The following is a 15,671-nucleotide window of genomic DNA, read 5'->3' as shown; positions in this document are numbered from 1 at the left end:
TCGGATCCGACCGTTACGTCGGCGGATCTTCGCCGCGTCGTCCTGTCCATCCCATGGCAAGGGGCACTTCTTGTACACCGATACCGCCGAAACACTGGAGAGCGCAGTCGATGCGGGCCGCAACCACACCTTACGGGCAGCCGGAATCGCCAGACCTGCACTGCGCGCCACCATTAACACGCTCGGCAACCGAATACGCCCGATCGTCGGCTACCACTTCGGCTGGCTGGACCTGGCGGGGCAGCCGACGGACCAGGGCAGCGGCAAGATGGTTCGCGCGGCCCTGGCCGTTCTCGCGGCGGAGGCCTGCGGGGGGGATGTCCAGCGGGCGGTCCGTGGCGCCGTCGCGGTCGAGTTAGTGCACAACTTCTCCCTGCTCCACGACGACGTCATGGACGGTGATCTCGAGCGCAGAGGACGCCCCACTGTCTGGGCCACGTTGGGTGTCCCGGCCGCGATTCTGGCTGGCGACGTTCTTCTCGCGCGTGGCTGCGCGGTCCTGGAGGGCGACTCCGAGCACCGGATCTGGGCCACGAAGCTGCTCACCGAGACGATCGCGACGCTCGCCGAAGGGCAGATGGCGGATGTGGCGTTCGAGCACCGCACGACCATCTCGCTGGAGGAGGCGCTGGCCGTCTCCGAGGCGAAGACCGCTGCGCTGCTGAGTTGCGCCTGCGAGCTGGGTGCGGGACTCGCCGGGGGCGGGGCCGAGGCTCGTAAGCGCCTGGCCAAGTTCGGATGGCATCTGGGGATGGCGTTCCAGCTGGTGGATGACGTCCTGGGCATCTGGGGCGACCCCGCGGCCACCGGAAAGCCGGCGGGTTCCGATCTGCGGAACAGGAAGAAGAGCATCCCGGTGGCCGCGGCGATGAACGGCTCCGGCGCAGCCGCCGAGGAGCTGGCCGCGATCTACCGCGGCGCAGAGCCGCTGACGGACGACATGGCCGACCGCGCCGCCGAGCTGATCGAGTCGGCTGGCGGACGCGCGTGGACGAAAGCCGAGATCGACCGTCACCGGACGGGCGCGGCGGATCAGCTGGAGGCTTTGGGCCTGACCGAGGAGCAGTGCCAGCCGCTGCTGGCGATGGCCGACTATGTCGCTTTCAGGAACCACTGAAGAACGTTCCGCCCCGCACATTCCTGAATTCCTGACGATGGAGTCTCACCGCGGCAACGACATGGGGAGCTGAGTGCGTTGACTCTTCCGACCTCGGTGGAGGACGGCTCGAAGGCCCACCGGGCTAGTACCGTCGGTACCGGTCGCGCTCATGCCAAGGCCATTCTGCTGGGAGAACACGCAGTCGTGTACGGAACACCCGCGCTCGCGATGCCCATTCCCCAACTTGCGGTCACGGCAAGAGCAGGATGGTCCAGCCAATGCGCCGAAAGCCCGGGCGATCCGACCTTCACCATGACCGGGTCGGCTTCCCGCGCGGTCACGGCACAGGCCTTGGACAGTCTGCGACGTCTGACAGCCGCGTTCAAGGCGCACATGGGAGTGACTGGCGGAACGCACCTCGACGTCAGCCTCGACGGGGCGATTCCGCCCGGCCGCGGGCTCGGCTCCAGCGCCGCGAATGCACGAGCGATCATCCTCGCCTTGGCCGACCTTATCGGCCGGAAGGCGACCGAAGGCGAGGTGTTCGACCTGGTGCAGGCGGCCGAGAACCTGACACACGGCCGGGCCAGCGGCGTCGATGCCATGACCGTCGGGGCCATCGCCCCGCTCTTTTTCCAGGCGGGCAAGGCACAGGCGCTGGACATCGGCTGCGACGCACTGTTCGTCGTCGCGGACAGCGGAACCGCAGGGAGCACCAAGGAGGCGGTCGAGCTGCTTCGCGCCGGATTCCGGGCCGGGACCGGGAAGGAGGAACGGTTCATGCGTCGTGCCGCGCAACTCGTCGACGATGCCAAGGCATCCCTCGCCGAGGGCGCACCCGAAGAATTCGGATCGTGCCTGACCGAGTATCACGACCTGTTGCGCGGGGCGGGTCTGAGCACCGACCGGATCGATGCTCTGGTGGATGCCGCGCTGCAGGCCGGCAGCCTGGGCGCCAAGATCACCGGTGGTGGTCTGGGCGGTTGTGTTCTCGCGGTGTCCCGCCCGGAGCGGGCCGGGGAAGTGGCCCAGCAGCTGCACGCTGCCGGTGCCGTACAGACGTGGGCCGTGCAGCTGAGGAGGTCCACTCATGAGCGCTGAACAGCCCTCCGCCCTGCTGTCCGCGCAGCGGACGGACATCGCGACAGCCGTTGCCCAGCCGAACATCGCGCTGATCAAGTACTGGGGCAAGAAGGATGAGCACCTGTTCCTGCCCCGTACCGACAGCCTGTCGATGACTCTGGACATCTTCCCGACGACCACCCGTGTCCAGCTCGCACCCGGCGCCGGGCAGGACACGGTGACCTTCAACGGCGAGCCCGCGACGGGAGAGGCCGAGCGGCGCATCAGCGCATTCCTCCGGCTGGTGCGGGAGCGGTCGGGGCGCACCGAACGGGCCCACGTCGACACGGAGAACACCGTCCCCACCGGGGCCGGCCTGGCCTCTTCGGCCAGCGGTTTCGCTGCCCTCGCCGTCGCCGCCGCCGCGGCGTACGGGCTCGGTCTCGACGCACGGGGCCTGTCCCGGCTGGCCCGACGCGGCTCCGGGTCGGCCTCCCGGTCGATCTTTGACGGGTTCGCCGTGTGGCACGCCGGCCACGCCGACGGCACTCCCGAGGAGGCCGATCTCAGCTCGTTCGCCGAACCGGTGCCGACCGTCGACCTGGAACCGGCGCTGGTGGTCGCGGTGGTCAGCTCCGCCCCCAAAGCGGTGTCCAGCCGGGAGGCCATGCGGAGGACCATGGACACCTCACCGCTGTACGAGCCGTGGGCGGTGTCCAGCCGGGCCGACCTGGCGGATATGCGAGCCGCGCTCGCCCGCGGCGACCTGCCGGCGGTGGGCGAGATCGCGGAGCGCAACGCCCTCGGCATGCACGCCACCATGCTGGCCGCACGCCCCGCCGTGCGCTACCTGTCACCGGCCTCGCTCGCCGTCCTCGACGGCGTTCTTCAGTTGCGGCGGGATGGCGTGCCGGCCTACGCGACGATGGATGCCGGTCCCAACGTGAAGGTGCTCTGCCCACGTTCGGACGCCGAGCGGGTCTCGGAAGCCCTGCGCGCCGCCGCGCCGGCCGGAGCGGTGCACATCGCCGGTCCGGGGCGGGGTGCCCGTCTGGTGGCGGCGGAGGAATGCCGGTGACCGGCCCGCGCACGGTGACCCGGCGCGCTCCGGGCAAGCTTTTCGTCGCGGGTGAATACGCGGTGGTGGAACCGGGCAACCAGGCGATCCTGGTGGCAGTTGACCGGTACATCACCGTCACCGTGTCCGACGGCGACGCACCCGGTGTCGTCGTCTCCTCCGACATCGGAGTCGGCCCGGTGCACCACCCGTGGCAGGACGGGCGGCTGACAGGCGGTACGGGCACACCTCATGTGGTGGCGGCGGTCGAGACCGTGGCCCGCCTCCTGGCCGAACGCGGCCGGTCCGTCCCGCCGATGGCGGTGTCGATCAGCAGCACGCTGCACGAGGGCGGCCGGAAGTTCGGACTGGGCTCCAGCGGCGCGGTGACCGTGGCGACGGTCAGTGCCGTCGCAGCCCATTGCGGACTGGAACTCACCGCCGAAGAACACTTCCGGACGGCTCTGATCGCCTCCGCCCGTATCGACCCGAAGGGATCCGGCGGAGACATCGCCACCAGCACCTGGGGCGGCTGGATCGCCTACCGGGCGCCCGACCGGGACGTCGTACTCGACTTGACCCGCCGTCAGGGAGTCGAAGAGGCACTCCGGGCGCCGTGGCCGGGCTTCTGCGTACGACGGCTGTCGCCGCCCCGGAACCTTTGCCTTGAGGTCGGCTGGACCGGCAATCCCGTGTCCACCACGTCCCTCGTGACAGACCTGCAGCGGCGCACCTGGCGGGGCAGCCCCGCGTACCGGAAATACGTCGGGGCGACCGGCGAGCTCGTGCACGCCGCGGTCATCGCGCTGGAGGACGGCGATACCGAGGGTCTGTTGCGGCAGGTCCGGCGGGCCCGTCAAGAGCTGGTCCGCCTCGACGACGAGGTCCGCCTCGGCATCTTCACCCCCGAACTGACGGCCCTCTGCGCCATCGCCGAAGGCATCGGAGGCGCCGCCAAGCCCTCGGGGGCCGGGGGCGGCGACTGCGGCATCGCGCTGCTGGACGCCGAGGCCCGCCACGACCGCTCACCGTTACACAGGCAGTGGGCCGCGGCCGGGGTGCTGCCGCTACCGGTGTCTCCCGCCACGGAAGGAGTCGAGGGATGAGCAGCGCCCAGCGCAAGGACGACCATGTCCGGCTCGCCACGGAGCAGCAGCGCGCGCACAGCGGACGCAACCAGTTCGACGACGTGTCGTTCGTCCACCACGCCCTGGCCGGAATCGACCGGCCGGACGTCCGCCTGGCCACGACGTTCGCCGGCCTCACCTGGCAACTGCCGCTGTACATCAACGCGATGACGGGCGGCAGCACCAAGACCGGCGCCATCAACCGGGACCTGGCCGTCGCCGCCCGGGAGACAGGCACCGCCATCGCGTCCGGGTCCATGCACGCCTACTTCAAGGACCCCTCCTGCGCGGACACCTTCCGCGTGCTGCGCACCGAGAACCCCGACGGTTTCGTGATGGCGAACGTCAACGCGACCGCGTCCGTCGACAATGCCCGCCGTGCCATCGACCTGATCGAGGCGAACGCCCTGCAGATCCACCTGAACACGGCGCAGGAGACGCCCATGCCGGAAGGCGACCGGTCGTTCGGGTCGTGGCCGGCTCAGATCGCGAACATCACGGCGGCCGTCGACGTCCCCGTGATCGTCAAGGAGGTCGGCAACGGGCTCAGCAGGCAGACCCTCCTGGCGCTGCCGGATCTGGGAGTACGGGTCGCCGACGTCAGCGGCCGCGGCGGCACCGACTTCGCCCGTATCGAGAACAGCCGGCGCCCCCTGGGCGACTACGCCTTCCTGCACGGCTGGGGGCAGTCCACCCCGGCCTGTCTGCTGGACGCCCAGGACGTCGGCTTCCCCCTGCTGGCCTCGGGTGGGATCCGCAACCCGCTCGACGTCGCCCGCGCGCTCGCGCTCGGCGCCGGCGCCGTGGGCTCCTCGGGCGTATTCCTGCGCACACTGATCGACGGGGGCGTACCCGCCCTGATCGCACAGATCTCCACCTGGCTGGACCAGCTCGCCGCGCTGCAGACCATGCTCGGTGCGCGGACCCCCGCCGACCTCACCCGCTGCGATGTGCTGATCCACGGCGAGCTCCGGTCCTTCTGCACGGACCGAGGCATAGACATCCGGCGGTTCGCCCAGCGCAGCAGCTCCGCCGACATCCGCTCCGAGATGACAGGAAGCACACGATGACCGAAGCGCACGCCACCGCCTGCGTCCCGATGAGGTGGGTGGGGCCCGTCCGCATCTCGGGAAACGTCGCCACCACCGAAACCCAGGTACCGCTGGCCACGTACGAGTCTCCGCTCTGGCCTTCGGTCGGCCGCGGCGCGAAGGTGTCCCGGCGGACCGAGAAGGGAATCGTCGCCACGCTCGTCGACGAGCGCATGACCCGTTCCGTGCTCGTCGAGGCGACCGACGCGCTCACCGCGCTCACCGCGGCACGGACCATCGAGGCCCGCATCGACGAGCTGCGCGATCTGGTACGCGGCTGCAGCCGGTTCGCCCAGCTGATCGGCATCCGGCATGAGATCACTGGAAACCTGCTGTTCATCCGGTTCGAGTTCAGCACCGGCGACGCCTCCGGGCACAACATGGCGACCCTGGCTTCCGACGTGCTCCTCCAACACGTGCTGGAAACGGTTCCCGGCATCTCCTATGGGTCGATCTCCGGGAACTACTGCACGGACAAGAAGGCCACCGCCATCAACGGCATCCTGGGCCGCGGCAAGAACGTCGTCACCGAGCTGCTCGTGCCGCGTGACGTGGTGGCCGACGTCCTGCACACCACCGCCGCGAAGATCGCCGAGCTGAACCTCCGCAAGAACCTGCTCGGGACCCTTCTCGCAGGCGGCATCCGTTCGGCGAACGCCCACTACGCGAACATGCTGCTCGCGTTCTATCTGGCAACCGGTCAGGACGCGGCGAACATCGTCGAGGGCTCCCAGGGCGTCGTCACGGCCGAGGACCGCGATGGCGACCTGTACTTCGCCTGCACACTGCCGAACCTCATCGTCGGCACGGTCGGCAACGGCAAGGGCCTGGGCTTCGTGGAGACCAACCTGAACCGGCTCGGCTGCCGTGCGGACCGCGAGCCCGGCGAGAACGCCCGCCGGCTCGCCGTCATCGCGGCGGCCACGGTGCTCTGCGGGGAGCTGTCGCTGCTCGCGGCGCAGACCAACCCCGGCGAACTGATGCGTGCGCATGTCCAACTGGAACGAGACCACAAGACCGCAAAGGCTGGTGTCTAGAGCATGCCCCTCCCCATAGGTATCCACGATCTGTCGTTCGCCACCGGCGAGTTCGTGCTGCCGCACACCACCCTCGCCGCTCACAACGGAACCGAGATCGGCAAGTACCACGTGGGCATCGGCCAGGAGTCGATGAGCATCCCGGCCGCCGACGAGGACATCGTGACCCTGGCCGCGACGGCTGCCGCACCAATCGTCGCCCGGCACGGCAGCGACCGGATCCGCACGGTCGTGCTCGCGACCGAAACGTCGATCGACCAGGCGAAGTCGGCCGGTGTGTACGTCCACTCCCTGCTCGGACTGCCGTCGGCCACCCGCGTCGTGGAGCTGAAGCAAGCCTGTTACGGGGCCACGGCCGGCCTGCAGTTCGCCATCGGCCTGGTGCAGCGCGACCCCGCCCAGCAGGTTCTCGTCATCGCCAGTGACGTCTCCAGGTACGACCTGGACAGCCCCGGTGAGGCGACGCAGGGCGCCGCCGCGGTCGCCATGCTCGTCAGCACCGATCCGGAGCTGGTGCGTATCGAGGATCCGTCGGGCCTGTTCACCGTCGACGTCATGGACTTCTGGCGGCCGAACTACCGCACCACGGCTCTGGTCGACGGCCAAGAATCCATCGACGCCTACCTCCAGGCGGTGGTGGGAGCCTGGAAGGATTACTCGGAGCAGGGCGGCCATGCCCTGGACCAGTTCGCCGCGTTCTGCTACCACCAGCCGTTCACCAAGATGGCTCACAAGGCCCACCGGCACCTGCTGAACCACTGCAGCCACGACACCCACAAGGACGAGATCACGCGTGCCGTAGGCTGGACCACCGCCTACAACAGGGCGATCGGGAACAGCTACACCGCGTCCGTCTACCTGGGCCTCGCCGCGCTCCTCGACCAGGCCGACGACCTGAGCGGCAAGCGCATCGGATTCTTCAGCTACGGCTCCGGCAGCGTCGCCGAGTTTTTCGGCGCGACCGTCGTCGCGGGATACCGGGACCGGCTGCGGACCGAGGCGAACATCGAGGCGGTATCCCGGCGACGGCCGATCGACTACGCCGGCTACTGCGAGCTGCACGAGTGGGCCCTCCCCACCGACGGCGGCGAGTACGCCACCCCGCAGCAGACCACGGGACCGTTTCGGCTGGCCGGTATCAGCGGCCACAAGCGCCTCTACCAAGCGTGCTGACCAGAGCAAAGCTAGGTCGTGTCCCAATGTCAAGGGAGCCAGAGTCGTAGACAGGCGAGGGTGACCAGGGCTCTGTAGTCGCGGGCGCGTTTTTCGTAGCGGGTGGCGAGGGCTCTGTTGTGCTTGAGCTTGTTGAAGCAGCGCTCGACGATATTGCGGCGTCGGTAGGCGGACCGGTCGAGTCGGCACAGGCTTTCGCCGCGCCGGATGCGGCCGTTGATCTGGTCGATCCGTTCCGGGATCGTGGCCTCGATGCCCCGCCTGCGCAGGTAGGAGCGGATCTTCGTGGACGAACAGCCCTTGTCCGCGACGACTCTCTCGGGCCGAGTTTTGGGCCGGCGGGGTCCGCGTCGGCTGATGCTGATGCAGGCCATGACCTGCTCGGACTGGGTGCAGTCGTTGACGTTTCCCGGTGGTGATCGTGAAGGCGAGTGGTCGGCCCTGCGCGTCGCAGGCCAGGTGGATATTCGTGGTCAGCCCGCCGCAGGACCGGCCGATCACCTCGCGATGTAAGCCAAGGGGAGCCGTAGCATGTCACAAAAGCGGTAGCCGATCTGAAGGCGCATGACGACGGAGCGCCGCAAGACCCGCGCAATATGGTCAAAGCGGAATTGCGTCACGTCCGTAGGAGTGGTGAATTGACGGCTACTCGGTGATCTCGTTTCTGTACGGCGAGGACTGCTCCGGCCAGGCGGATCAGGACGGTGCTGTTGGGGAAGGATGCCGACCGCGTCGGAGCGGCGGCGGATCTCCTTGTTGAGGCGTTCGTGCGGGTTGTTTGGACCAGATCTGCCGCCAGATCTCGCGCGAGAAGAGGGTTGACGCCAGCAGGTCGTGCTTGGCGGCGTCCAAGTGGCCTGCGGCTTTTGGGGAACTTGGCTTCCAACGCGTCCAGTACATGCCGCATCTCGGCCTTCGCCGCGTCGGTGTCTGGCTGCCGACCGCTGTCACGGCGTGGACGTTGATGATGCGGCGGCTGCCCTCGCGGGCCTTCTGGGTGAGGGCGGCCACCCGGACGAACGTGTAGGTCCGGCGTCGAGGGGCCCATTGCGGAACGCGGCGACCTGCTCGCCCAGGTGTTTGGCCATCGCCGACACCTGGGACTTCGATAGTTGGGTGACGCCGAGGGACTCGGCGAGCTTCTCGACGCGCAACCACGACCGCGAGAGGGCGCCGGTTCAGGCGCAACGAAGGGCCCAGCTCAGACGGTCTCGGGAAGCTCCTCGAGCCCCTCGGCGACCAGCTTCGCGAGCCGGTCGAGGGCCGCGTCCGCGCCCTCGGCGTCGGAGGCGAGGACGATCTCCTCGCCGCCCTGGGCGCCCAGGCCGAGCACGGCCAGCATGGAGGCCGCGTTGACGGGGTTGCCGTCGGCCTTGGCGATCGTCACCGGGATACCTGCGGCCGTGGCGGCCCGGACGAAGATGGAAGCGGGGCGGGCGTGGAGGCCCTCGGCCCAGCCGACGTTGACGCGGCGCTCAGCCATGTGATGCTGCCCTTCGGTGTTCAGAGTTGTCTAGACCAGTTTCCCGCACATGAAGTGTCCCCGGACAGGACCTGATGCCCCGCCGGGGGAGTGGTCGGACCGCGGCCTCGGCCCGACTCCCGTCCTTGCGCGTCCTCGCGTGGTCTCCACAGACTGCCTCGCGCCGTTGTCGTACGCGAGCCGTACTCTGGGGCCCATGCAGAGCGCGTCGGACCGGCACGAGTACCCCGCCCACTGGGAGGCCGACGTGGTGCTGCGCGACGGCGGCACCGCACGCATCCGGCCCATCACCGTCGACGACGCCGATCGCCTGGTCAGCTTCTACGAGCAGGTCTCGGACGAGTCGAAGTACTACCGCTTCTTCGCGCCCTACCCTCGCCTGTCCGCCAAGGACGTCCACCGCTTCACGCACCACGACTTTGTGGACCGGGTGGGACTCGCCGCCACGGTCGGTGGCGAGTTCATCGCCACCGTACGCTACGACCGCATCGGCGTCGACGGCATGCCCGCCACCGCCCCCGCCGACGAGGCCGAGGTCGCCTTCCTGGTCCAGGACGCCCACCAGGGGCGGGGCGTCGCCTCCGCCCTGCTCGAACACATCGGGGCCGTCGCCCGTGAGCGCGGCATCCGGCGCTTCGCCGCCGAGGTGCTGCCCGCCAACGTCAAGATGATCAAGGTGTTCACCGACGCCGGGTACACCCAGAAGCGCAGCTTCGAAGACGGCGTGGTGCGCCTGGAGTTCGACCTGGAGCCCACCGACCGCTCGCTCGCCGTGCAGTACGCGCGCGAACAGCGCGCCGAGTCGCGGTCCGTGCAGCGGCTGCTCACCCCCGGCTCCGTCGCCGTGGTGGGCGTCGGACGCGCCCCGGGCGGTGTGGGCCGCAGCGTGCTCGGCAACATCAGGGACTACGGCTTCACCGGCCGCCTGTACGCCGTCAACAAGGCGTTCCCCGCGGACCAGAAGGACCTCGACGGCATCCCCGCGCACCGCTCGGTGCGGGACATCGACGGCCCCGTCGACCTCGCGGTCGTCGCCGTACCGGCCGAGCACGTGCCCGAGGTCGTCGCCGAGTGCGGGACCCACGGCGTGCAGGGACTCGTCGTGCTCTCCGCCGGGTACGCCGAGAGCGGCCCCGAAGGGCGGGACCGCCAGCGTGAACTCGTGCGCCACGCACGCGCGTACGGCATGCGGATCATCGGCCCGAACGCCTTCGGCATCATCAACACCTCCGCGGACGTCCGTCTCAACGCCTCCCTGGCCCCCGAGACCCCCCGCCCCGGCCGGATCGGCCTGTTCGCCCAGTCCGGCGCCATCGGCATCGCCCTGCTCTCCCGGTTGCACCGGCGCGGCGGCGGGGTCACCGGCGTGACCGGCGTCTCCACCTTCGTCGCCTCCGGCAACCGCGCGGACGTGTCCGGCAACGACGTCCTGCAGTACTGGTACGACGACCCGGACACCGACGTCGTCCTCATGTACCTGGAGTCCATCGGCAACCCGCGCAAGTTCACCCGCCTCGCCAGGCGTACGGCGGCGGCCAAGCCCCTGGTCGTCGTGCAGGGCTCGGGCACCACCCCGCAGGGCCACGCCGTCCGCGCCACCCGCCTGCCGCACGCGACGGTGTCCGCGCTGCTGAGGCAGGCCGGAGTGATCCGCGTGGACACCATCACCGAACTCGTGGACACCGGCCTGCTGCTCGCCCGCCAGCCGCTGCCCACCGGACCCAAGGTGGCGATCCTCGGCAACTCCGAGTCGCTCGGCCTGCTCACGTACGACGCGTGCGTGGCCGAAGGGCTGACGCCCTCACCCCCGCTGGACCTGACCACCGCGGCCGCGCCCGAGGACTTCCACGCGGCCCTCGCGCGCGCGTTGGCCGACGACTCCTGCGACGCGGTGATCGTGACGGCCATCCCGGGGGTCGGCGAGGGGTCCGTGGGAGACGCCGCCCTCGCCGAGGCGCTCAGGTCCGCGGCGGAGCAGGTCCCCGGCAAGCCGGTCCTCGTGGTCCACGTCGAACTCGGCGGCCTCGCGGAGGCCCTGTCGGCGGCGACCAGCACCGCGCCCCAGTCCGCCGCGGGCACACCGAAGATCCGTGCCGACCACCCCTTCCGCGCCCTGGACCGGCTGCGCGCCACACCGGGCCCCGCGGAACCGCCCGCCCCCGGGAACGGCGACCGCCTCATCCCCGCCTATCCCGCCGCCGAGCGCGCGGTGCGGGCCCTGGCCGATGCCGTGCAGTACGGCCAGTGGCGCCGGGAGTCCGCCGAGCCGGGCAAGGTGCCCGAGTACGAGAACATCGACGAGAAGGGCGCCGCCACCCTGATCGACGGCCTGCTCACGCGCGGGCAGGGCCTCACCCTCGGCACCGAGGACACCTGCCGACTGCTCGCCGAGTACGGCATCCAGGTCCACCGCGCCCTGCCCGCCGCCACCTCCGACGCCGCCGTCGAAGCCGCCGCCACCCTCGGCTACCCGGTCGCCCTCAAGGCCACCGCCCCGCACCTGCGCCACCGCGCCGACCTCGGTGGCGTGCGCCTGGATCTCGCGGACGAGGAGCAGCTGCGGCGGGCGTACGCCGAGCTGACCGAGCTGTTCGGCACGCCCGACGAACTGCGTCCCGTGGTGCAGGGGATGGCCCCGCGCGGGGTGGACACCGTGATCCGGGCCGTCATAGACCCCGCCGCCGGCGCCGTGCTGTCCTTCGGGCTCGCCGGGGCGGCCTCCCAGCTGCTCGACGACACCGCTCACCGGCTGATTCCGGTCACCGACCGGGAGGCGACGAGCCTCGTCCGATCGATCCGGACCGCGCCGCTCCTCTTCGGCTGGCGCGGTTCCACCCCGGTCGACACCCCCGCCCTGGAGGAGCTCCTGCTGCGGGTGTCCCGGCTGGTCGACGACCATCCCGAGGTCGTCGCGGTCACCCTGGAGCCGGTCGTCGTCGCCCCGCACGGCCTGAGTGTCCTCGGCGCCTCCGTACGGCTCGCGCCACCGCCCGCCCGCGACGACCTCGGCCCGCGGACCCTTCCCGCGTACTGAGCGGCGGCGAGCGGTGCCTCGCAGTCAGCGCGCCACCGTAGGATGGACGTCATGGCCAAGACCAGTACGACGACCCAGGGGCTGCGTGCGGCGATCGAGCGCAGCGGCTACTACCCGGCCCTCGTGGCCGAGGCGGTGGAGTCCGCGCTGGGCGGCGAGCCCATCCGGTCGTACCTGGTCCACCAGGAGACGACGTTCGACCAGAACGAGGTGCGGCGGCACGTGACCGTGCTCGTCCTCACGGGCAACCGCTTCATCGTGAGCCACACCGACGAGCAGGCCGCGGACAGCACGTCCCCGACGCCGTACGCCACCACCTCCACGGAGTCCGTGAAGCTTGGCCGGATCTCGTCGGTCGTGGTCAGCCGGGTCGTCGCGAACCCGGAGCAGTACCAGCCGGGCACCCTGCCCCGCGAGGTCGTGCTGACCATCGGCTGGGGCGCCGTCTCCCGTATCGACCTGGAGCCCGCCGCCTGCGGCGACCCCAACTGCGAGGCGGACCACGGCTACACCGGCAGCTCCACGGCGGACGACCTGAGCCTGCGTGTCAGCGAGGCGGGGGACGGCCCGGACACCGTGCGCCAGGCGCTCGCCTTCGCCCAGGCCATCTCCGAGGCGACCGCGGACGTAGCTCGCTAATGGCGCAGCCCGCCGCCTGGGACCACCCCGAACCCCTGGCCCTCGACACCGCGCCCGTCCCCGAGTACGGCACCGGCTCCCTCGCCGACCTGCTGCCCACCCTCGCCGCCGGCATGGCCGTACCAAACATGACCGCCACGATCCAGGAGCTCACGCCCTCAGACCGGAACTGCGTGTTCCTGATCGACGGCCTGGGCTGGGAGCAGCTGAAGTCGCACCCGGACGAGGCGCCCTTCATGACCTCCCTGCTGGCCACCTCGCGCGGCGGCACCGGCCGCCCCCTGACCACCGGCTACCCGGCGACCACCGCGACTTCCCTCGCCTCCGTCGGCACCGGCCGGCCGCCCGGCGCCCACGGCCTGCCGGGTTACACCGTGCGCAACCCGGCCACCGGCGAGCTGATGAACCAGCTGCGCTGGCAGCCGTGGACCAAGCCGCACGTCTGGCAGCCGTACCCCACCGTCTTCCAACTCGCCGACCGGGCCGGGGTGCACGCCGCCCAGGTCACCTCGCCCACCTTCCAGAACACCCCGCTGACCAAGGTCGCGCTCAGCGGCGGCACGTTCCACGGGCGGCTGTCCGGCGAGGAGCGCGTGGACCTCGCGGCCGAGCAACTCGCCGCCGCCGACCGCTCGCTGGTCTACACGTACTACGCGGAGGTCGACGGCGCGGGCCACCGCTTCGGCGTCGACTCCGACACCTGGCGCGGCCAGCTGATGTACGTCGACCGCCTGGTCCAGCGCCTCGCCGAGCAACTCCCGCCGAACAGCGCGCTGTACGTCACCGCCGACCACGGCATGGTCGACATCCCCTTCGACGAGCAGCACCGCATCGACTTCGACGAGGACTGGGAACTGCGCGCCGGCGTCGCCCTGTTGGGCGGTGAGGGCCGGGCCCGCCATGTCTACGCGGTGCCCGGCGCCGCAGGCGATGTGCTGACCTGCTGGCGCGAGGTACTCGGCGAGCAGTTCTGGGTCGCCTCGCGGGACGAGGCCATCGCGGCGGGTTGGTTCGGGCCGCCGGACCACTTCGACGAGCGGGTGTACGACCGGATCGGCGACGTGGTCGCCGCCGCCCGCGACGACGTACTCCTCATCGCCTCGGAGCGGGAGCCGAAGGAGTCGGCGATGGTCGGCAACCACGGTTCCATGACCCCCGCCGAGCAACTGGTGCCGCTGCTCGAAGTACGCTCCTGAAGCCGATCCGCCCCCGTCTCCCACAGAACCGAAAGGTGCTCGACCTGCCATGCCCGAGCTGGTGTTCTTCTCCGGAACCATGGACTGCGGGAAGTCCACACTGGCTCTCCAGATCGAGCACAACCGTTCGGCGCGTGGTCTGACGGGCATCATCTTCACCCGGGACGACCGGGCCGGCGAGGGCAAGCTCTCCTCGCGGCTCGGTCTGGTCACGGACGCGGTCGAGGTCGAGGACGGCCAGGACCTGTACGCCTACCTCGTCGACCACCTCTCCCGCGGCGGCCGCGCGGACTACGTGATCGCGGACGAGGCGCAGTTCCTCACGCCTGAGCAGATAGACCAGCTCGCCCGTGTCGTCGACGACCTGGATCTCGACGTCTACGCCTTCGGCATCACCACCGACTTCCGCTCCAAACTGTTCCCCGGCTCCCAGCGCCTGGTGGAACTGGCCGACCGGGTCGAGGTGCTCCAGGTCGAGGCCCTGTGCTGGTGCGGCGCCCGGGCCACGCACAACGCCCGTACGGTCAACGGCGAGATGGTCGTCGAGGGCGCCCAGGTGGTCGTCGGCGACGTCAACCAGGCCGACGACGTCGGCTACGAGGTCCTGTGCCGTCGGCACCACCGCCGCCGTATGACCGCGGGCACCGCACACGCGGCCGCGCTGTCCCCGGACGTCCTGCCCGTCCCGTCGGCCGGGGCACGCTTCTGACCTGACTCGGCCAGAGCTCTCAGTGCGGGTTCTCGATCAACGAGAAACGTGCCCCCTCCGGATCCGCCACCGTGGCCACGCGACCGTGCGGGCTGTCGCGCGGCGACTGCAGCACATGGCCGCCCAGGTCGGTGAGGAGACGGGTGGCGGCGGTCGCGTCGGCCACTTCGAAGTACGTCATCCAGTGCGGTCCCCGGTCGCGGGGGAGGGCGTGGCCGACGCCGTGCAGACCGGCCACGGGGCGGCCGCCGGCGTGGAGGGTGACGTAGTCGAAGTCGGCGGAGACCACGGGCTCGCCCTCGCAACCGAACACCGTCTCGTAGAATTTGGCGACGCTCACCGTCTCGAAGGTGAGCAGCTCGTGCCAGGCGGGAGTGCCCGGCACGCCCGCGACGGAGGTGCCCAGGTGGGCCGCCGCCTGCCACACGCCGAAGACGGCACCGGACGGGTCCGAGCCGATCACCAGCCGCCCGGCCTCGCCGGCGTCCAGCGGGCCCACCCCCACCGTGCCACCGCACAGCCGTACCGACTCGGCCGTCAGGTCGATGTCGTCCGAGGCGAGGTAGGGCGTCCAGGCGACCGGAAGATTGCGGTCGGGCGGCAACTGTCCGATCCCGGCGACGTCCTGGCCGTCGAGCAGCGCGCGCACGTAGGGCCCGAGCTGCTGCGGGCCCGGCACGAACTCCCAGCCGAACAGCGATCCGTAGAACTCCTGGGTCGCGGCCATGCCGTGCACCATCAGACTCACCCAGCAGGGCGTACCGGGCGTGTGCCGAGCGGGCGGGGCGGCCGACCCCCTTGCCTCGGTCATCGTCACTCTCTCCTCGGCCCCTTGCGGTGGCCGTGTCGTGTCCGCTGTCGGGACTCCGTGCCGATGCTCGCACCACCCGCGGCCGGCTGACCGTTGCCACGCGATGGCCGACGGATGTCGATCGGCTGTACAGCATGTGCCCGTTCCCCTACG

At 70.5% G+C, this 15,671-nt stretch carries 13 protein-coding genes and 2 pseudogenes; 11 read left to right on the top strand and 4 right to left on the bottom strand.

Going from position 1 to position 15,671, the window contains the following annotated elements:
• Window positions 1–70: 70 nt before the first annotated feature.
• The 7 genes from ACZ39I_RS38590 to ACZ39I_RS38560 all read left to right on the top strand — a co-directional run bounded on the left by ACZ39I_RS38590 (window position 71) and on the right by ACZ39I_RS38560 (window position 7,646).
• Entirely contained in the window at window positions 71–1,117 is a 1,047-nt protein-coding gene (locus ACZ39I_RS38590; RefSeq protein ID WP_467249949.1) for a polyprenyl synthetase family protein, read from the top strand.
• Window positions 1,118–1,195: 78 nt separating this feature from the next.
• Window positions 1,196–2,200 (top strand): mevalonate kinase, encoded by a 1,005-nt coding sequence (mvk, locus tag ACZ39I_RS38585; RefSeq protein WP_467249947.1) that lies wholly within the window; start codon window positions 1,196–1,198, stop codon window positions 2,198–2,200.
• Window positions 2,190–3,239, top strand: a complete 1,050-nt coding sequence (mvaD, locus tag ACZ39I_RS38580; protein ID WP_467249945.1) for a diphosphomevalonate decarboxylase — start codon at window positions 2,190–2,192, stop codon at window positions 3,237–3,239. Before mvk ends, mvaD begins: the two co-directional genes overlap by 11 nt.
• Window positions 3,236–4,324: a phosphomevalonate kinase gene (locus tag ACZ39I_RS38575; RefSeq protein ID WP_467249944.1), complete on the top strand. Its 1,089-nt coding sequence runs from the start codon at window positions 3,236–3,238 to the stop codon at window positions 4,322–4,324. Before mvaD ends, ACZ39I_RS38575 begins: the two co-directional genes overlap by 4 nt.
• Window positions 4,321–5,415 (top strand): type 2 isopentenyl-diphosphate Delta-isomerase, encoded by a 1,095-nt coding sequence (gene fni / locus ACZ39I_RS38570; protein WP_467249942.1) that lies wholly within the window; start codon window positions 4,321–4,323, stop codon window positions 5,413–5,415. Before ACZ39I_RS38575 ends, fni begins: the two co-directional genes overlap by 4 nt.
• Complete coding sequence (locus ACZ39I_RS38565) at window positions 5,412–6,473, top strand: hydroxymethylglutaryl-CoA reductase (protein ID WP_467249940.1); 1,062 nt, start codon at window positions 5,412–5,414, stop codon at window positions 6,471–6,473. Before fni ends, ACZ39I_RS38565 begins: the two co-directional genes overlap by 4 nt.
• A gap of 3 nt (window positions 6,474–6,476) precedes the next feature.
• Window positions 6,477–7,646, top strand: coding sequence for a hydroxymethylglutaryl-CoA synthase (locus ACZ39I_RS38560; RefSeq protein ID WP_467249939.1), 1,170 nt, complete (start codon window positions 6,477–6,479; stop codon window positions 7,644–7,646).
• Window positions 7,647–7,675: 29 nt separating this feature from the next.
• On the opposite strand, the pseudogene ACZ39I_RS38555 reads toward ACZ39I_RS38560, so the two are convergent.
• The 3 genes and pseudogenes from ACZ39I_RS38555 to ACZ39I_RS38545 form a co-directional block, all read right to left on the bottom strand.
• Window positions 7,676–8,150 (bottom strand): annotated as a pseudogene (locus tag ACZ39I_RS38555) (IS5 family transposase); the annotation flags it as partial.
• A 160-nt stretch (window positions 8,151–8,310) separates the two neighbouring features.
• Window positions 8,311–8,749: pseudogene (locus tag ACZ39I_RS38550) on the bottom strand (transposase); the annotation flags it as partial.
• A gap of 98 nt (window positions 8,750–8,847) precedes the next feature.
• Entirely contained in the window at window positions 8,848–9,129 is a 282-nt protein-coding gene (locus ACZ39I_RS38545; protein ID WP_007385204.1) for an HPr family phosphocarrier protein, read from the bottom strand.
• A gap of 196 nt (window positions 9,130–9,325) precedes the next feature.
• Here ACZ39I_RS38545 and ACZ39I_RS38540 point away from each other — a divergent pair, with 196 nt between their 5' ends.
• From ACZ39I_RS38540 to ACZ39I_RS38525, 4 genes are read left to right on the top strand one after another with little or no spacing between them, the layout of a single operon-like run.
• A complete protein-coding gene (locus tag ACZ39I_RS38540) occupies window positions 9,326–12,163 on the top strand; it encodes a bifunctional acetate--CoA ligase family protein/GNAT family N-acetyltransferase (RefSeq protein WP_467249938.1) in 2,838 nt (945 codons plus the stop codon).
• Between the two features lie 42 nt (window positions 12,164–12,205).
• Entirely contained in the window at window positions 12,206–12,802 is a 597-nt protein-coding gene (locus ACZ39I_RS38535; RefSeq protein ID WP_266558596.1) for a DUF5998 family protein, read from the top strand.
• A complete protein-coding gene (locus ACZ39I_RS38530) occupies window positions 12,802–13,998 on the top strand; it encodes an alkaline phosphatase family protein (protein WP_467249936.1) in 1,197 nt (398 codons plus the stop codon). Before ACZ39I_RS38535 ends, ACZ39I_RS38530 begins: the two co-directional genes overlap by 1 nt.
• Before the next feature lie 49 nt (window positions 13,999–14,047).
• On the top strand, window positions 14,048–14,707 hold the full coding sequence (locus ACZ39I_RS38525) for a thymidine kinase (protein WP_403668940.1): 660 nt from the start codon (window positions 14,048–14,050) through the stop codon (window positions 14,705–14,707).
• 19 nt (window positions 14,708–14,726) lie between these two features.
• Here ACZ39I_RS38525 and ACZ39I_RS38520 read toward each other — a convergent pair whose 3' ends face one another.
• Window positions 14,727–15,518 carry a VOC family protein gene (locus tag ACZ39I_RS38520; RefSeq protein WP_467249934.1) on the bottom strand — a complete coding sequence of 264 codons (792 nt, stop codon included), beginning with the start codon at window positions 15,516–15,518 and terminating at the stop codon, window positions 14,727–14,729.
• Window positions 15,519–15,671: the final 153 nt, after the last annotated feature.

The organism is Streptomyces sp. NPDC024687, assembly GCF_055559055.1.
Note: the sequence above shows the minus strand (reverse complement) of the source record. Positions and strands in the feature narration are given on the sequence as shown.

Coding starts and splice junctions, on each gene's coding strand:
- mvaD (WP_467249945.1), top strand. CDS start 2,190: ATGAGCGCTGAACAGCCCTCCGCCCTGCTGTCCGCGCAGCGGACGGAC.
- fni (WP_467249942.1), top strand. CDS start 4,321: ATGAGCAGCGCCCAGCGCAAGGACGACCATGTCCGGCTCGCCACGGAG.
- ACZ39I_RS38565 (WP_467249940.1), top strand. CDS start 5,412: ATGACCGAAGCGCACGCCACCGCCTGCGTCCCGATGAGGTGGGTGGGG.
- ACZ39I_RS38560 (WP_467249939.1), top strand. CDS start 6,477: ATGCCCCTCCCCATAGGTATCCACGATCTGTCGTTCGCCACCGGCGAG.
- ACZ39I_RS38545 (WP_007385204.1), bottom strand. CDS start 9,129: ATGGCTGAGCGCCGCGTCAACGTCGGCTGGGCCGAGGGCCTCCACGCC.
- ACZ39I_RS38540 (WP_467249938.1), top strand. CDS start 9,326: ATGCAGAGCGCGTCGGACCGGCACGAGTACCCCGCCCACTGGGAGGCC.
- ACZ39I_RS38535 (WP_266558596.1), top strand. CDS start 12,206: ATGGACGTCATGGCCAAGACCAGTACGACGACCCAGGGGCTGCGTGCG.
- ACZ39I_RS38530 (WP_467249936.1), top strand. CDS start 12,802: ATGGCGCAGCCCGCCGCCTGGGACCACCCCGAACCCCTGGCCCTCGAC.
- ACZ39I_RS38525 (WP_403668940.1), top strand. CDS start 14,048: ATGCCCGAGCTGGTGTTCTTCTCCGGAACCATGGACTGCGGGAAGTCC.
- ACZ39I_RS38520 (WP_467249934.1), bottom strand. CDS start 15,518: ATGACCGAGGCAAGGGGGTCGGCCGCCCCGCCCGCTCGGCACACGCCC.